The 16393-nt window shown below is 58.6% G+C and carries 14 protein-coding genes and 1 pseudogene; 8 read left to right on the forward strand and 7 right to left on the reverse strand.

What is annotated here, in order from left to right; translation table 11 throughout:
• Positions 1-101 precede the first annotated feature (101 nt).
• Complete coding sequence (gene fumC / locus K290_RS0116705) at positions 102-1493, reverse strand: class II fumarate hydratase (protein WP_028752991.1); 1392 nt, start codon at positions 1491-1493, stop codon at positions 102-104.
• Positions 1494-1909: 416 nt separating this feature from the next.
• Here fumC and K290_RS0116710 point away from each other — a divergent pair, with 416 nt between their 5' ends.
• The gene (locus tag K290_RS0116710) at positions 1910-3811 is read left to right on the forward strand and encodes a L,D-transpeptidase family protein (protein WP_028752992.1); all 1902 of its coding nucleotides are present in this window, start codon (positions 1910-1912) and stop codon (positions 3809-3811) included.
• A 126-nt stretch (positions 3812-3937) separates the two neighbouring features.
• Here the strand turns inward: K290_RS0116710 and K290_RS37360 are convergent, their stop codons facing one another.
• From K290_RS37360 to K290_RS0116725, 3 genes are all read right to left on the reverse strand, one after another.
• Positions 3938-4099, reverse strand: coding sequence for a pepsin/retropepsin-like aspartic protease family protein (locus K290_RS37360; RefSeq protein WP_154668625.1), 162 nt, complete (start codon positions 4097-4099; stop codon positions 3938-3940).
• Between the two features lie 24 nt (positions 4100-4123).
• Positions 4124-4510: a retropepsin-like aspartic protease gene (locus K290_RS0116720; RefSeq protein ID WP_161631246.1), complete on the reverse strand. Its 387-nt coding sequence runs from the start codon at positions 4508-4510 to the stop codon at positions 4124-4126.
• Between the two features lie 87 nt (positions 4511-4597).
• Positions 4598-5272, reverse strand: coding sequence for an HAD family hydrolase (locus K290_RS0116725; RefSeq protein WP_028752994.1), 675 nt, complete (start codon positions 5270-5272; stop codon positions 4598-4600).
• 195 nt (positions 5273-5467) lie between these two features.
• Here K290_RS0116725 and rpiA point away from each other — a divergent pair, with 195 nt between their 5' ends.
• The 5 genes from rpiA (at position 5468) to K290_RS0116750 (ending at position 10430) form a co-directional block, all read left to right on the forward strand.
• Entirely contained in the window at positions 5468-6169 is a 702-nt protein-coding gene (gene rpiA / locus K290_RS0116730; RefSeq protein WP_028752995.1) for a ribose-5-phosphate isomerase RpiA, read from the forward strand.
• Positions 6170-6182: 13 nt separating this feature from the next.
• Complete coding sequence (locus tag K290_RS0116735; RefSeq protein WP_028752996.1) at positions 6183-6776, forward strand: DUF2059 domain-containing protein; 594 nt, start codon at positions 6183-6185, stop codon at positions 6774-6776.
• A 170-nt stretch (positions 6777-6946) separates the two neighbouring features.
• Positions 6947-8332, forward strand: coding sequence for a glutathione-disulfide reductase (gor, locus tag K290_RS0116740; RefSeq protein WP_028752997.1), 1386 nt, complete (start codon positions 6947-6949; stop codon positions 8330-8332).
• A gap of 148 nt (positions 8333-8480) precedes the next feature.
• A complete protein-coding gene (locus K290_RS0116745; RefSeq protein ID WP_028752998.1) occupies positions 8481-9854 on the forward strand; it encodes a class II 3-deoxy-7-phosphoheptulonate synthase in 1374 nt (457 codons plus the stop codon).
• Between the two features lie 150 nt (positions 9855-10004).
• Positions 10005-10430: a GFA family protein gene (locus K290_RS0116750; protein ID WP_028752999.1), complete on the forward strand. Its 426-nt coding sequence runs from the start codon at positions 10005-10007 to the stop codon at positions 10428-10430.
• A gap of 343 nt (positions 10431-10773) precedes the next feature.
• Here K290_RS0116750 and K290_RS34435 read toward each other — a convergent pair.
• From K290_RS34435 to K290_RS0116770, 3 genes and pseudogenes are all read right to left on the reverse strand, one after another.
• A pseudogene (locus K290_RS34435) lies at positions 10774-11037 on the reverse strand (CopG family ribbon-helix-helix protein).
• Positions 11038-11115: 78 nt separating this feature from the next.
• Positions 11116-11652 (reverse strand): DUF1003 domain-containing protein, encoded by a 537-nt coding sequence (locus K290_RS0116765; RefSeq protein WP_028753000.1) that lies wholly within the window; start codon positions 11650-11652, stop codon positions 11116-11118.
• A gap of 80 nt (positions 11653-11732) precedes the next feature.
• Positions 11733-13661: an LTA synthase family protein gene (locus tag K290_RS0116770; protein ID WP_028753001.1), complete on the reverse strand. Its 1929-nt coding sequence runs from the start codon at positions 13659-13661 to the stop codon at positions 11733-11735.
• A 189-nt stretch (positions 13662-13850) separates the two neighbouring features.
• Here K290_RS0116770 and K290_RS0116775 point away from each other — a divergent pair, with 189 nt between their 5' ends.
• Positions 13851-15530, forward strand: coding sequence for an NAD+ synthase (locus K290_RS0116775; protein WP_028753002.1), 1680 nt, complete (start codon positions 13851-13853; stop codon positions 15528-15530).
• Between the two features lie 30 nt (positions 15531-15560).
• Entirely contained in the window at positions 15561-16388 is an 828-nt protein-coding gene (locus K290_RS0116780; protein WP_028753003.1) for a TolB family protein, read from the forward strand.
• Positions 16389-16393 lie beyond the last annotated feature (5 nt).

Below are 16393 nucleotides of genomic sequence, written 5' to 3' on the forward strand. Positions count from 1 at the left end.
TACCGAGTTCTCTCTGCGCATGCGGGAGAGGGGTGGGGTAAAGGGCCAGGCAGGCTATTGCGTCACCCGCGGACGTGCCTGACAATCACGGAACGAAGAACTTACTTCGGCCCGATCATCGTCTCCGGCCGAACGATCGCATCATAATCTTCGGCCGAAACCAGCCCGCTCGCCAAAGCTTCTTCCTTCAGCGTCGTACCGTTCTTATGCGCCGTCTTGGCGATCTTGGCGGCGTTGTCGTAGCCGATCTTCGGGGCCAATGCCGTCACCAGCATTAGCGAACGTTCGAGGCCAGCCTTGATATTGTCCTCGCGTGCCTCGATGCCGACGACGCAATTGTCGGTGAAGGAAACCGCGGCGTCGCCGAGCAGTTGAACCGACTGGAGGAAGTTATAGGCCATCATCGGGTTATAGACGTTCAGCTCGAAATGACCTTGGCTATCAGCGAAGGTCAGCGCGGCATTGTTGCCGAAGACGTGGGCGCAGACCTGGGTCAAGGCTTCGCATTGGGTCGGATTGACCTTACCCGGCATGATCGACGAGCCCGGCTCGTTTTCCGGCAGCGCCAACTCGCCGAGGCCGGAGCGAGGGCCGGAGCCGAGCAGGCGGATATCATTGGCGATCTTGAAGAGAGCGGCGGCTGCGGCATTGATGGCGCCGTGGCTGAAGACCATCGAATCATGGGCGGCCAACGCCTCGAACTTGTTCGGCGCGGTGACGAAGGGCAGCCCGGTGATTTCTGCGATCTCGTCCGCGACCTTTTCGGCAAAGCCGATCGGCGCATTGAGGCCGGTTCCGACGGCCGTGCCGCCTTGGGCAAGTTCGCAAAGGCCCGGCAGCGTCAGTTCGATGCGCTTGAGCGCCGAGGCGACCTGAGCGGCGTAGCCGGAGAACTCCTGGCCAAGCGTCAGCGGTGTTGCATCCTGCGTATGGGTGCGGCCGATCTTGATGATATGGGCGAAGTCGGCGACTTTCTTTTCCAGCGCCGCATGCAAATGCCTAAGTCCCGGCAGCAAATGATGGACGATCTGCTCGGCGCAGGCGATATGCATCGCCGTCGGATAGGTGTCGTTCGAGGACTGGCTCATATTGACGTGATCGTTCGGATGCACCGGCTTCTTGGAGCCCATGACGCCGCCGAGCATTTCGATCGCGCGGTTCGAAATCACCTCATTGGCGTTCATGTTCGACTGCGTGCCGGAGCCGGTCTGCCAGACAACCAACGGGAAATGCTCGTTGAGCTTACCGTCGATCACTTCCTGGGCCGCCTCGACTATCGCTTTGCCGAGAGCGGGATCCAACTGGCCGAGCTCCATATTGGCGCGCGCGGCGGCCTGCTTGACGATACCAAGAGCGCGTACGATCGACAGCGGCTGCTTCTCCCAGCCGATCTTGAAGTTGCCGAGCGAGCGCTGCGCCTGCGCCCCCCAATAGCGGTCGCTCGCCACTTCGATCGGGCCAAAAGTGTCGGTTTCGGTGCGCGTGGAGGTCATTATCCCTGATCCTGCTTTTCCGTTGAAAAGGATAGCTGTCATATAGGCCCGAACAGTGCCCAAGAAAACAGCGGACAGTGATTACATGACTGTTATGGTCATATTTTGGGGACGATAAGGAAAGTCGTGTTCTTTTTAACACGCTCGATAGATATTCTTGGCGGTGTCCTAATTGCCACTCAAAAACCGCGCAAAAATTCAATAAAAAATTAACTAATAATTTCATAATTTTGTGTGAACTAAACCGCGAAGCATGCTTTCGCTTTTTCACACAAAGTTGAGGCATTGAACGAAAGACGGGGTCTGGCCGTTTTCATTCTAATGGTTAAACGGTGTTTCGAACATCGCGGCCGAGTTGATTGGAAAACAGCACCGTCTGTCTCGAGCTACCGCATGATATGGGGTCTGATTAGAGAATGAAACTTGTCACCAAAGCCGCAGCATCCGTTCTGGCTCTTTCCTGCTGCATCGCCGCCGCGGGCGCGACATCCGCAAACGCTATGACTCTCATGGACTTTATTCGCGGCGGGCAGGGGCGCCAGCAGAGCACGCAAGTCTCTGCCCCGGCCATGGCCAACCCGGCGCAGGCTGGTCTTGGCGTCGAGGCGCCGGCACAGACAAAAGAGCCGCTACCGAGCGTCAGTGCGCCCAAATATTATACCTACAAGCCCGACCCTATGCGCCTTGTGGCATCCAACCGTTTTGCCGATCCGGTCGTGACCGGGGCGGTCGCGGATGCATCCGCAACGCCGGTAGCGGTCGATACCAGCGCTTCGCAGCGTCGTTATCTGACCGAGGCTCAGGTGATGGCGACGAATGACGTCGCCAAGGCGCTCGAGGCCTACTACGCCGACCAGAGCAAGCCGCTCGTCTGGGTTGCCGACAATGTCATCAATGACAAGGCGAAGGCTGCCATGGCTGTTCTGGCTGACGCCGGTTCCGTTGGCCTCGATCCTGCGGATTATGCCGTCCAGGCGCCGAGCTTCGATCCGGCAAGCGTCGATCCGACAATGCGGGACCGCGCATTGATGCAATTCGAGCTTGCACTTTCCGGCAAGGTGCTGATGTTCGTTCAGGATACGATCCGCGGCCGTCTCGACCCGAACAAGATCTCCGGTTATCACGATTTCAAGCGCAAGGACGTCAATCTGACGCCAGTTCTCGGCCTGCTGCGAGCTAGCCCGGATGTTGCAGCCTATCTCAACAGCCGCAGCCCTTCGAACCAGGAGTTCGCGGAGCTGAAGGGTGAGCTTGCCAAGCTTCGCGCCGAAAGCGGCAGCGACAGCACGCACATTTCCATCTCGCTCACCGGCACGCTGAAGCCAGGCGGCAGCTCGCCGGAAATGGCCAACATCGTCAAGGCTATCCAGCATCGCGGCTCGGATGCGCTGAAGGTCAAGAATGCCGTGACGCTCGCTGCCTACAAGGGCACGCCGGACTATACGCCGGAGCTCGTCGCGCTGGTCGAGGACTTCCAGAAGGAAAAGGGCCTGACGGCAGACGGCGTCATCGGCCAGTCTTCCGTTCGCGCCATGGTCGGCGAAAACAATGATATGAAGATCCAGAAACTGGTCATCGCCATGGAGCAATTGCGCTGGCTGCCGAGTGAACTCGGCCCGCGCTACGTCTTCATCAACCAGCCAGCCTTCATGGTCTATTACCACAACAACAATCGCGAACAACTGTCGATGCGTGTCGTCGTCGGCGGCAAGGAGCATCAGACCTTCTTCTTCGAAGATCAGGTCCAGACGGTCGAGTTCAACCCGTTCTGGGGCGTTCCGCAGTCGATCATCATCAATGAAATGCTCCCGAAGCTGCGCGCCGATCCGAACTATCTCGATCGCATGGGGTACCAGGTCGAAGTCGGCGGCCACGCCGTCGCGTCCTCCAGCGTCGATTGGTACGGTTCGACGAAGAGCGTTTCGGTCCGGCAACCGCCGAGCAGCGACAATGCGCTCGGCGAACTGAAGATCCTTTTCCCGAATTCGCATGCGATCTATATGCATGACACACCGCAGAAGAGCTTCTTCAAGAAAGATATGCGCGCGCTCAGCCACGGCTGCGTCCGTCTTGCAGATCCGCGCGCCATGGCGGCTGCCGTGCTGAACACGACGGTCGACGATATCGCCAAGCAGATCGCCACTGGCCAGAACAAGGCAGTACCCGTGCCGCAGAAGTTCCCGATCTACATCGCCTATTTCACGGCTTGGCCGAACAAGGATGGCGTCGTGCAGTATTTCAACGACGTCTACGATCGCGATGCGGCAACGCAGAAGGCGCTCGATGCGACGACGAAGGCGCGCACCGCACAGATCTGATTGCGGATCAGACTTGGCAATACCGAGAGGCGGTCCATTTGGGGCCGCCTTTTGTCATTTTAGCGCTTGGATCTGCAATCCTCGCGTGGATGCAGACGAAGAGGTCTCGTCCGAGGCTGGCTGGCGCTATTCCTTCGTCTCGATCCGCCATTCATGAGCGCCGAAGGTGACGTCAAAGCGTGAGAGGAACGAACGACCGAGCAGACCATCGATGGCGCCGCCAAGTGCCATATCGTCGTTAAAGACGACGGTGGCGACGTCGTTGGCTTCGACGCGTCCAACTTTCACCAAGGCCGCAGACGTTCGCGTGCCTTACGATACGCCGTTGGCCGTCTGCAGCAAAATGTCGTTGGCTGAATCGACTTGCAGGTTGGCGCGGGACGCGAACGCCTTGGTGACGCTGACGAACCCGGCGCCGGTGTCGACGATGAAATTGCCGCTGACGTCATTGATCGACACTTTGGCAACGATGACGTTCTTGCCCTGCGTTGGGAAACGATCGCTGCCCGTCGCATAGGTGGACGTACATTTTCCTTGCGTGGCATAGTTCTTGATGATGCCACGCACGACGGGGGTGTCGTTCCGATCAGGGTTGATCGATATCCAGCTCTCCAGCGGAGTGATCGCCGCGCAATAATCGCCCAGCGCACGGTAGCTGTCGGAAATGCCCTCATAGGTAAGGCTGTTCAGGTTTGCCACGTTCTCTGTGAGGCCGAGGCGCAAGAGCCGCTACAACTCTAGGAAAAAGACAGCGCCGGCGATCTTACGATCTGACGTTCCGCGGTTCTACGCAGCCAGCAGTCCTCGAACGAGATCAGGCGTCAGCTCATCATAATGCGCGATAACTCGGCTCGGTCCCAATGTTTCGACGCCGACATCGGAATAGCCGAAGGGCACGGCGATCGAAGGCACGCCGGCATTGTGGGCGACCAGTATGTCGTTGGCGCTGTCGCCGACCATGACGGTGCGGGACAATGTTCCGCCGGCGCGCTCGATGGTGCCGATGAGATGCTGTGCGTCCGGCTTACGGACGGTGAAGGTATCGCCGCCGGTGATGACGTCGAAATAGTGAGTGAGGTTCAGCCGCTCGATCAGCGTCACCGCCAGCTTTTCCAGCTTGTTCGTGCAGACCGCCAGACCGAAACCAGCGGCCTTCAGCGCATCCATAGCGTTGAGGATGCCCGGGAAAGGCTTGCTGTCGCCGGGCATGGTGTCGGTGTAAAAAGCGATGAAGCGTTGCAGCAGCGGCGGCAGATCGCCGGATTCGAGCGGATGGCCACGCAGGCGGCAGGCCCGTTCGATCATGGCTTGCGCGCCGTGCCCGACGAGATGCGTCAGATTTTCGTAATTGACTGGAGCGAGATCGAGGCTGGCGATCGTATGGTTGAGGCTCGCGATGAGATCGGGCGCGGTGTCGATCAATGTGCCGTCGAGATCGAATACGACAAGGGGAGATTTCACGAGGACTCGGCCTTTGGGTAAAAAGAAGCAGGTCTTTTCGAGTTAAAAGATCAGGCTGGCAATTGCAACTGAAGCCTCTTTAAGCCCTATCGAATATGGTCGCGGATTTCTATGAGGCGCCGTTATTTTGGCTTTCGTTTGCGGGGAGAGCCGTGTAAACAGCACTCCAACGCAACAATCGGGAGCAGGTGGCGCATGGACGCCCGCCAATTGAAGATCGAGGCTGCAAGAGCGGCTCTGGCCTATGTCGAAAGCGGCATGCGGCTCGGGATCGGCACGGGCAGCACGGCGGAAGAATTCGTTCGGTTGCTTGCCGAGAAGGTTGCGGCTGGCCTCGTGATCGAGGGCGTTCCGACCTCCGAGCGCACGGCAAAGCTCTGTGTCGAACTCGGCGTGCCGCTGAAGTCGCTCGATGAACTTCCCGAGCTGGACCTTACCATCGACGGTGCCGATGAACTGGACGGCGCTCTGCGGCTGATCAAGGGTGGCGGCGGCGCTTTGCTGCGCGAAAAAATCGTCGCAGCTTCGTCGGCCCGGATGATCGTCATTGCCGACGAGAGCAAGATCGTCGAGACGCTTGGTGCGTTTCCGCTGCCGATCGAGGTCAATCCCTTTGGCCTCGTTTCCACGCGCATCCTGATCGAGAAGGCGGCATCCCGCCTTGGCCTCTCCGGAGCGCTGAACCTGCGCCAGTCGGGCGATGGCAACTTCATGACCGACGGTGGGCATTTCATTATCGACGCATCTTTTGGCCGCATTCCTGATGCAGAGGCGCTGTCGATTGAGCTGCATTCGATTCCCGGTGTTGTCGAACACGGGCTCTTCATCAACATGGCGACACTCGCGATCATTGCCGGTCCCGCCGGCGCACGCACGTTGCAGGCGAACAATACATAGGAGCACTGAACTCATGATCAAAATAGCGGGTCTTGGCCGTTTTGCCGCTGCGACCATCGTTCTTTCAGGCATCGCGCTCGGTTCCGCCAGCGCTCAGGAAGTCACGGAAGATCAGATCAAAGCCGCACGGGCCGCTATCAATGCGCTCGGCATCACAAACCAGTTCGACAACATTCTGCCGAATCTCGCCGAGCAATTGAAGAGCACGATGATTCAGGCGAACCCGAACTTCGGTGATGCGATCAATTCGTCCGTCGACGCGACCGCGCTTGCTCTGGCGCCGCGCCGCGCCGATCTCGAGCGCGAAGCTGCTGTGACCTACGCGAAGGCTTTCACCACCGAGGAACTGAAGGCCATCGCCGATTTCTACAACTCGCCGGCCGGCAAGAAGCTTCTCAAGGACGGTCCGATCGCGACGCGGGCTCTCTACAAGGCTGCCGATATCTGGGGGCAGGGCATCTCGCGGGATCTCGCCAACCAGAGCAGCGATGCTCTGCAGAAGGTTGTGAAGGCCCCGATCGCTCCCGTGCCGACGGACGCCACCGACAACGCTCAGCAGGCACCGGCGACGGCTCCCGCACAGAAGCCGGCAGCGAAGCAGAAGTAAGCTTAATCCTTTCCACGATCTCCACATTTTTCGGGATCGTGGACTAGACCTTCGAATTTCAAAGCCCGGATATCGTTCCGGGCTTTTCTTTTTGCCCTTCGAAATCCTATATCAGTGCCGACCCTTTGTCGGTGCGTTGCGTGCCGTTTCATTTCTGCAGGAGTATTCGAATGTCTTCCTTCGATTTCGATCTTTTCGTCATTGGCGGCGGTTCCGGTGGCGTGCGCGGCGCGCGTGTCGCCGCGTCCCTGGGGAAGAAGGTCGGCATCGCCGAGGAATACCGCTATGGCGGGACCTGCGTTATCCGCGGCTGCGTTCCGAAGAAGCTCTTCGTCTACGCCTCGCAATATAGCGAGCATTTTGAGGATGCAGCCGGCTTCGGCTGGACGGCGGGTGAAAGCACGTTCGACTGGAAGAAGCTGATCGAAGCGAAGGATAAGGAAATCGCCCGCCTGGAGGGGCTCTATCGCAAGGGGCTCGACAACGCCAAGGCCGAGATCTTCGATACGCGCGCCGAGCTGGTCGATGCCCATACGATCCGCCTGCTGAAGACCGGCAAAACCGTTACTGCCGAAACGATCGTCGTTGCCACCGGCGGTACGCCGAACCTACATTTGGCGCTTCCCGGCCACGAACTCTGCATCTCTTCCAACGAGGCTTTCCATCTGGAAGAACTGCCGAAATCGATCCTGATTGCCGGCGGTGGCTATATCGCGGTGGAGTTTGCCAACATCTTCCACGGGCTCGGGGTCGAGACGACATTGATCTATCGCGGCGCGGAGATCTTGTCCCGCTTCGATCAGGACCTGCGCAAGGGCCTGCATGAAGCAATGGAGGCCAAGGGCATCCGCATCCTCTGCCACGACATCATCGAGCGTGTGACGAAGACGGAGGAAGGCCTGAGCGTTCTGACGAAGAACGACAAGCGGCTGACGGTAGACACGGTGATGCTGGCGCTCGGCCGCACGCCCAATACCAAGAATATCGGGCTGGAAGCTGCCGGCGTGGCGGTCAACGAGCTCGGTGCCATCGTCGTCGACGAATATTCGCGGACATCGGTACCGAACGTCTACGCGCTCGGCGATGTCACCGATCGGGTACAGTTGACGCCGGTGGCGATCCATGAGGCCATGTGCTTCATCGAAACCGTCTACAAGAACAATCCGACCCGCCCGGATCACGAACTGATCCCGACCGCCGTGTTCTCGCAGCCGGAGATCGGCACGGTGGGCCTGACCGAAGAGGAAGCCGCCAAGCGTTATCCGGAGCTTGAAATCTACCGCGCCCAGTTCCGGCCGATGAAGGCAACGCTGTCCGGCCGCAGCGAGAAGATGATCATGAAGCTGATCGTCAACGCCGCCGACCGCAAGGTGATCGGAGCGCATATTCTCGGCCATGACGCCGGCGAGATGGCGCAATTGCTCGGCATTCCCGTGAAAGCCGGCTGCACCAAGGAAGATTTCGACCGCACCATGGCTGTTCACCCGACCGCGTCCGAAGAGCTGGTGACGATGTACACGCCGAGCTATCGCATCCGCAATGGCGAGCGCGTATAAAGAATAGAGTAGCAATTCCACGCGCGCATAAAAGACCTCTTGAATAGATGGTTCGCCTTTGCAAGCAGCCGGCAAAGGTTTATAAGCGCGCGTTATTTATGACGGCGAGACACTTGGCAAAGACCGAGTGCGAAAACAGGTGAGTGAGATGGCACAGAATTGGACACCGAATAGTTGGCGGCAAAAACCGATCCAGCAGGTGCCGGAATATCCGGATCAGGCAGCGCTGACGGCGACCGAAGCGCAGCTTGCAAGCTATCCTCCGCTCGTTTTTGCCGGTGAAGCCCGTCGTCTGAAGGCGCATCTTGCCAATGTTGCCGAAGGCAACGGTTTTCTGCTTCAGGGTGGCGACTGCGCCGAAAGCTTCGCCGAGCATGGCGCGGACACGATCCGCGACTTCTTCCGCGCCTTCCTGCAGATGGCTGTCGTGCTGACCTTTGGTGCGCAACTGCCCGTCGTGAAGGTCGGCCGTATCGCCGGTCAGTTCGCCAAGCCGCGGTCTTCGAACATCGAAACGCAGAACGGCGTGTCGCTGCCGAGCTATCGCGGCGACATCATCAACGGCATCGAGTTCACCGAAGAAGCGCGCATTCCCAATCCGGATCGTCAGATGATGGCTTACCGCCAGTCTGCCGCCACGCTGAACCTGCTGCGCGCCTTCGCCATGGGTGGCTATGCCAACCTGGAGAACGTGCAGAAGTGGATGCTCGGCTTCGTCAAGGACAGCCCGCAGGGCGAGCGCTACCGCAAGCTTGCCGATCGTATCGGCGAGACCATGGATTTCATGAGAGCGATCGGCATCACCGCCGAAAGCAATGCGAGCCTACGCGAGACTGATTTCTTCACCAGCCACGAAGCGCTGCTGCTCGGCTATGAAGAAGCCTTCACCCGCGTCGATTCCACCACCGGCGACTGGTATGCCACTTCCGGCCATATGCTCTGGATCGGCGACCGCACGCGCCAAGCCGATCACGCCCATGTCGAATATTTCCGCGGCATCAAGAACCCGATCGGTCTGAAGTGCGGTCCTTCGCTGCAGGCGGACGATCTCATCAACCTGATCGATATTCTGAACCCGGAGAATGAAGCTGGTCGCCTGACGCTGATCTGCCGCTTCGGTCATGACAAGGTCGCCGACAATCTGCCGCGCCTCATTCGCGCCGTCGAGCGCGAAGGCCGCAAGGTCGTCTGGTCCTGTGATCCGATGCACGGCAACACGATCACGCTCAACAACTACAAGACGCGTCCGTTCGAGCGCATCCTGTCGGAAGTCGAAAGCTTCTTCCAGATTCACCGCGCCGAGGGCACGCATCCGGGCGGCATCCACATCGAGATGACCGGCAAGGATGTAACCGAATGCACGGGTGGCGCCCGCGCCGTCGGTGCAGAGGATCTGCAGGATCGCTACCATACCCATTGCGATCCGCGCTTGAATGCCGACCAGGCGCTGGAGCTTGCTTTCCTGCTCGCCGAACGCATGAAGGGCGGCCGGGACGAGAAGCGTATGCGCGCGCACGGCTGATCGAAAGCTGTCATCATCATTTGCAAACGGGCCGGCTCATATCGGCCCGTTTTTTGTGCAAATCAATCCTGCTGAAGCGTCCTTCACTTCTTTGCATTTGACGCGACGGACATCGTCGTCGAAGTTGTCGCGAAAAGAGAGGGGATCAGCATGAATGACGATCACACCGGCGCTTGCCTCTGCGGCAGCGTACGTTTCAAAACACGTGGCCCATTGCGGGAGGTGGTCGCCTGTCACTGCTCGCAGTGCCGCAAGCAGACGGGGCTCTACTACGCCGCGACCAATGTTCCCTTCGACAACATCACGATCGAAGGCGAAGACGCGATCACCTGGTATCGCGCCAGCTCCTTTGCCCGTCGGGGCTTCTGCCGAACCTGCGGTTCGGCACTTTTCTGGGTCGCTGACGACGCCGGGGAAATCTCGATCATGGCCGGCCTCTTCGACAGCCCAAGCGATCTGAAACTGGCGTACCATATCTATTGCGCCGACAAGGGCGATTTTTACGAGATCGGCGATGGATTGCCGCAATACAAGCAAGGGCGACCGGGATTGCTGACGGCAGGGCCTTCGGACTGACCAGAGAGTGGGGCAGTCAATTTTTAGTCCGAATCCTCGAAATCGAAATCATCATCGATGGCGAGGCCTGGAGGTCTTTGATGGCCATGGCGATAGCTCTGATCTCTATCAGATCACCAGCGACTTCGTAGTCGACCAGATAATCTCCCATCGTGAATCTCAGAATGCCGGGGGATCGGCAATTCGTCGCTCCGAAAGCCCATTTGCGGGGGAAGAAGCAGGTTGGTTTTGAGCCGGTTCAGGTCGTCCAGAAAACGGAGAGCTGCAGCCGGGCTTCTATCCTTCAGATATTATGCCTCCGACCGGATATAGGCTCTGGCGTCAGCCGAAAGGCGAACTTTCGTCAAGCGGCTGCCCCTTTGACGACCTTCGCAACTTCACTGATGACATCGTCGAGATCGTATGCATCGCCATTTGCCATGTCCCGACGGGCCTTTGCGATATCCAATACTTCTCTGCCTTCTGAGGCGAGGTATGATTTAAGCGCTCATACAAAAACCCAACTGCGCGTCCGCTCGCAAACTTCGGCGATCTCCTCAATCTCTGCAAGGATGTCAGCGGGAACCCGCAAGGTAATGGGATCGGAAAGCCCTTTTTGATTTTTGATCTATTTCACCTCCGTTTGTATTACAAAAATAGACGAGGATCGCTAAGAGTCAATTTCCGATCATGCGGGTATGGCACATCAAATCCCGTTCTTCTGTACCACGAGCCTGTTCAGTTTCTCTATTTCCCCTCGTACCGCCGATAGCTCCGTCAGAACCTGCAGGTCGATCTTCTGATGCAGGGACAGCACTTCCAATTCCGCCTTGAGATTAACTTCGTAATCCTTCGCAGCCTCGAAACGGTCGCGTTCGGCTTGCCGGTTCTGTGACATCATGATGATCGGGGCCTGGATGGCGGCGAGCATGGAGAGGACGAGGTTGAGGAAGATGAAGGGGTAGGGGTCAAAGGCGCGGGTCATTAATACGATGGTGTTGACGACGCACCAGACGACGAGGAACGCCAGGAAAGCCAGAATGAAGGACCAGGAGCCGCCGACGCGGGCTATGCTGTCGGCGAGGCGTTCGCCGGTGGATGCCCTGGCCGAAAAGGCGGCGTTGATGTCGGTGGAAACGATTTTCCGCTCATGCGCCTTTTTCAATATGCGTTTTTCGATCTCGCCGAGTTCCTCGGCCGTCTTGTCGAAATGCTGATGAACGAAATTGGGTAGATTAGACATGGGAACACTCCGAAGACTTGGTCGCTTTGGCCGCAAGTATTCGATTGCCCGATACAAATGCAATGCAAAAAGGTCGCCATCTAGCTGCCCTGGCTGACCAGCCAGGCATGCGACGGGAAGAAGCGGTCGAGCCCGTATTCGCGTCCGAACATCACGTCATGCTGTAGATAGCGATAGTCGCGTATCAGCGGATCGAGGTTTTGCTCCTTGCGAGCCCAATCCGGAAAAGCCTGATTGTCGCGCGTCGCCAACTGGTAACGGTCGATGATGGTGTATTTCTTCTGCAGGCGGCCGAGAAAGCCCGTGTAGAAAGGGTGCTCGTAGCCGGCGGTCTTGAGGATGTGATAGGGCAGTTGCGACGGGCTGATCGTGCCGACATCCCTGCGCACGCCCTTCCGGCTCGACCAAATGACCAGCGGCGTTTCATGCTCCAGCTTCATCACATCGAGCGGCGCTTTTCGGCTCGCTACCTGTTCGGGCATATAGCTGGTATCCGGATAGACGGTGCCAAGCGGCGGCAGGTGATCGCCCCAGAGGACGATGATCGTCTCGCGGTCGCGCTTCGAAGCCCAATCCATCAGCATTTTCAAGCTCTGATCGGCTTCCCGAACCCCTTGCGTATAGGTCGCGAGCGTGTCGCGATCGGCGTCGCTCAGATCGCCTTTAATGTCGACCGTATTCTCCGTGTAACGATGCGGTTCATAGGGCCCGTGGCCCTGCAGGGTAACGGCGAAGATGAAAAACGGCCGCTCCATGGCGTCGCCCTCGCGCATGATCTCCTTCATCAGCGAGTCGTCGGAGGCAAAAAGCCCGCGCTTCTCCATGGGCGGCATGGTCTCCTCGGTGCGGAATTCCTCGAAACCGAAAGCCTTATAGACTTCGTTGCGGTTCCAGAACCAGCCGCTGAACGGGTGGATGGAACGCGCGGCATAGCCTTCGCCGCGGAAGAAAGTGGCAAGCGACGGCATCGGCCGGCGGACATATTGCTGATAGGGAATGCTGCCATAGGGCAGGAAGGCATTGGAGAAGCCCGTCAGTGCCTCGAACTCGACATTGGCGGTCATTCCGCCGAATTCAGGGGAGAAGACGTAGCCCGACTGCGCCTCGCGGATATTCGGCATCGGATCGGGCGTGAAGGTCAGATTGGAAAGCCTATTCGGGTCCCAGAAAGATTCGCTCATCAGCATGATGATGTCGGGTTTTTCGCGTGGACCGGAAAGATAGCCATAGTTGCGGGCGGGAATGGCGTCGATCGCATTTTGCCCATATCCCACGGGCGCTTTGACGTCGGCCATCGGCAGGTTCAGCGAGAAGGCGATGATGAAGCCGTTATAGCCGTAATTTTCCTTCTGATCCCAGACGATGGGGATGATGCGCAGCTTTTCCCTGATCAGCGAGTTTTGCGTCGGATCCATCTGCGATGCGAAGACGACCATGAGCGGCAGGCAGATGGACAGCCGCGTGATCCTTGCATTGCGCGAAAGCGCCGCTGCATGTCGCCAAGTATAGCGCCAGAGAAAGGCCAGCGCGAGGGTGGAGGCGACAATGCCGACAGCGACCGCAACCGCAGTCCACGGCCGCTCGCGCACGATCACCGGCATCAGTCCCAGGATCTGGTGCGCAAAAAGGAAATCCGAAGGATAGAGTGGGTCGGAAAGATAATGCTGTTTCTGATTGGAGATGAAGGCAGGGATGAGGACCAGGGGCGCTACCAACAAGATCGATTGGTGCGCACGGCCGAACATGGCGTCAAGTACCAACATCAGCAACATGACGATGCCGACCGTGGTGAAGCCGGGATGGATCGGCGACATGAAATAGTTGGGGAGATCCGTCAGCTCACCGCGTGTGACCCATTCGACCGCGATAACGGTCAAAAGTGCGAGCAAGAAGGTCAGAATAAGACTGAGAAGCTCTCGTAAAGCCGTCTGTTGTCGGCTCGCGGCACGAAGCTTTTGTAGAGTGGCAAATCTGCCCGCCAACACAAAACTGGGGACCAGCGCGACCAACGGCCTCTCCAATTGTTACAAAACCTTCATATAATTGTCACCTCTCTGTCATGAACGGCGGGTGAACCGCAAGGCTTAGTTAGTATTTTTCGGTGGTAAAATACGTCCTTTGCGAGCAGCCGGATCTTTGGGGCGCGAAGAAGGCCGAAGGCGGTTGCCGAACGCGGTTGCGCTCGCTAAATATATGGCATGACAGAACAAAGCCCCATTACTCAGACCATCCGTATCGCTGTCGCCCAGCTCAACCCGACGGTCGGAGATGTCTCCGGCAACCTTGCCAAGGCTCGGGAAGTGCGGGCCGAGGCGGCGCGCGAGGGCGCGCAGCTCGTCTTGTTGACGGAGCTGTTCATCTCCGGTTATCCACCGGAGGATCTGGTGTTGAAACCGGCCTTTATCCGCGCCTGCCGAAAAGCTGTGGAGAGCCTTGCGGCCGATACCGCCGATGGCGGCCCGGGCGTCGTTATCGGATTTCCGCGGCAGGACGAGACGGGTCGCTACAATTCGGTCGCCGTGCTCGATGGCGGCAAGATCATCTTCATCAGAGACAAGGTTGATCTGCCGAACTATGGCGAGTTCGATGAGAAGCGGGTCTTCGACGAAGGGACTATTGCCGGGCCGGTCAATTTTCGAGGCGTTCGCATCGGTATTCCCATTTGCGAGGAGATCTGGAACGATCTCGGCATCTGCGAGACGCTGGCCGAAAGCGGAGCGGAAATTCTCCTGGTTCCGAATGGCTCGCCCTATTATCGCGGCAAGGTCGACGTCCGTCATCAGGTTGCGTTACGGCAGGTGATCGAGTCAGGGCTTCCGCTCATCTTCGCCGCTCAGGTTGGCGGTCAAGACGAACTGGTTTTCGACGGCGCAAGCTTCGGCTTCAACGCAGACAAATCCTTGGCCTTCCAGATGAGCCAGTTCGAAACCGCATTGGCGGTGACGACCTGGAAGAAGAATGGCAGTGGCTGGCACTGCGCCGAAGGCCCGATGGCGCATATTCCGGAAGGCGAGGAGGCCGACTATCGTGCCTGTCTGCTGGGCTTCCGCGACTACGTGAACAAGAACGGCTTCAAGTCGGTCGTGCTCGGCCTTTCCGGCGGTATCGACTCGGCGATCTGCGCCGCACTCGCCGTCGACGCGCTCGGCGAAGAGAGGGTGCGCACGGTGATGCTTCCCTTCCGCTATACCTCGCAGGATTCGCTGAAGGATGCAGCCGATTGTGCCAAGGCACTCGGCTGCCGCTACGATATCGTGCCGATCGAGGAGCCGGTGACCGGCTTTAGCTCGGCTCTTTCGGATCTGTTCGAAGGCACCGACAGCGGCATCACCGAGGAAAACCTGCAGAGCCGTGCCCGCGGCACCATTCTCATGGCGATTTCCAACAAGTTCGGCTCGATGGTGGTGACTACGGGCAACAAGTCGGAAATGTCTGTTGGATATGCAACGCTCTATGGTGACATGAATGGCGGCTTCAATCCGATCAAGGACCTCTACAAGATGCAGGTCTATGCGCTGTCGCGCTGGCGCAATCTGCATGTGCCGCCGGGTGCGCTTGGCCCGTCCGGCGAGGTGATCCCGTTCAACATCATCGACAAGGCGCCGTCGGCCGAGCTGCGGCCCAACCAGACCGACCAGGATTCGCTGCCGCCCTATCCGGTGCTCGACGATATTCTGGAATGCCTGGTCGAAAAGGAGATGGCGGTCGAGGAGATCGTTGCGCGTGGGCATGATGTCGCCACCGTCCATCGCGTCGAGCATCTGCTTTATCTCGCCGAATACAAGCGCCGCCAGTCGGCGCCAGGCGTGAAGATTACCAAGAAGAATTTCGGTCGCGATCGACGCTATCCGATCACCAACCGGTTCCGCGATCGCTGATCGCAACGCCTCGCGGCGAATGGAGAGCCAATGCGCAGTTCGGTCGAGATCTACAACATCCGTACCGGTGAAAGCCGGGTCGTCTGGCAGACTGAGCGGCTGGTCGAGGCGCCGAATTTTTCACCGGATGGGCGCTATCTGTTGCTGAATGGCGATGGCCGGCTTTATCGGCTCGCGCTCGACAGCAAGGCGGAGGCCGTTCAGGTCGATACCGGTTTTGCGACGCTCTGCAACAACGACCACGGCATATCGCCTGACGGGTCGCTGATCGCCATTTCCGATAAGACGGAACACGGCAAGTCCTGCATCTATGTCCTGCCCGCCAAAGGCGGTACGCCGCGGCAAGTGACACGCAATTTGCCCTCCTATTGGCATGGTTGGTCGCCTGATGGGCAACGGTTTTCCTATTGCGGCATTCGCGACGACGTCTTCGATGTCTACACGATCTCGATTGATGGCGGCGAAGAGACGCGGCTGACGCATGGCGAAGGCCGCAATGACGGACCAGACTATTCCGCCGACGGGCAATGGATCTATTTCAACTCCAGCCGCACCGGCCTGATGCAGATCTGGCGTATCCACCCCGACGGTACCGGGCTGCAGCAGATGACCAACGACAATTACGGCAACTGGTTTGCCCATCCTTCGCCGAAGAATGACAAGGTCGTGCTGATCTCCTACGCCGCCGATGTCTTCGACCATCCGCGCGATCTCCATGTCCGGCTGCGGCTGATGGACATGGATGGCGGCAATCTGACGACGCTGTTCGAACTCTTCGGCGGACAAGGGACGATCAACGTGCCGAACTGGTCACCGGATGGTGACGAGTTCGCCTATGTCCGCTACGAGCCGGCGTGATCTCT

The sequence above is a fragment of the Rhizobium leucaenae USDA 9039 genome, from assembly GCF_000426285.1.
Taxonomy (GTDB): Bacteria; Pseudomonadota; Alphaproteobacteria; order Rhizobiales; family Rhizobiaceae; genus Rhizobium; species Rhizobium leucaenae.

Excerpts from the sequence above, each read along its gene's own strand:
- fumC (WP_028752991.1), bottom strand. The coding sequence starts at position 1,493 with ATGACCTCCACGCGCACCGAAACCGACACTTTTGGCCCGATCGAAGTG.
- K290_RS0116710 (WP_028752992.1), top strand. The coding sequence starts at position 1,910 with ATGAAACTTGTCACCAAAGCCGCAGCATCCGTTCTGGCTCTTTCCTGC.
- rpiA (WP_028752995.1), top strand. The coding sequence starts at position 5,468 with ATGGACGCCCGCCAATTGAAGATCGAGGCTGCAAGAGCGGCTCTGGCC.
- K290_RS0116735 (WP_028752996.1), top strand. The coding sequence starts at position 6,183 with ATGATCAAAATAGCGGGTCTTGGCCGTTTTGCCGCTGCGACCATCGTT.
- gor (WP_028752997.1), top strand. The coding sequence starts at position 6,947 with ATGTCTTCCTTCGATTTCGATCTTTTCGTCATTGGCGGCGGTTCCGGT.
- K290_RS0116745 (WP_028752998.1), top strand. The coding sequence starts at position 8,481 with ATGGCACAGAATTGGACACCGAATAGTTGGCGGCAAAAACCGATCCAG.
- K290_RS0116750 (WP_028752999.1), top strand. The coding sequence starts at position 10,005 with ATGAATGACGATCACACCGGCGCTTGCCTCTGCGGCAGCGTACGTTTC.
- K290_RS0116765 (WP_028753000.1), bottom strand. The coding sequence starts at position 11,652 with ATGTCTAATCTACCCAATTTCGTTCATCAGCATTTCGACAAGACGGCC.
- K290_RS0116775 (WP_028753002.1), top strand. The coding sequence starts at position 13,851 with ATGACAGAACAAAGCCCCATTACTCAGACCATCCGTATCGCTGTCGCC.
- K290_RS0116780 (WP_028753003.1), top strand. The coding sequence starts at position 15,561 with ATGCGCAGTTCGGTCGAGATCTACAACATCCGTACCGGTGAAAGCCGG.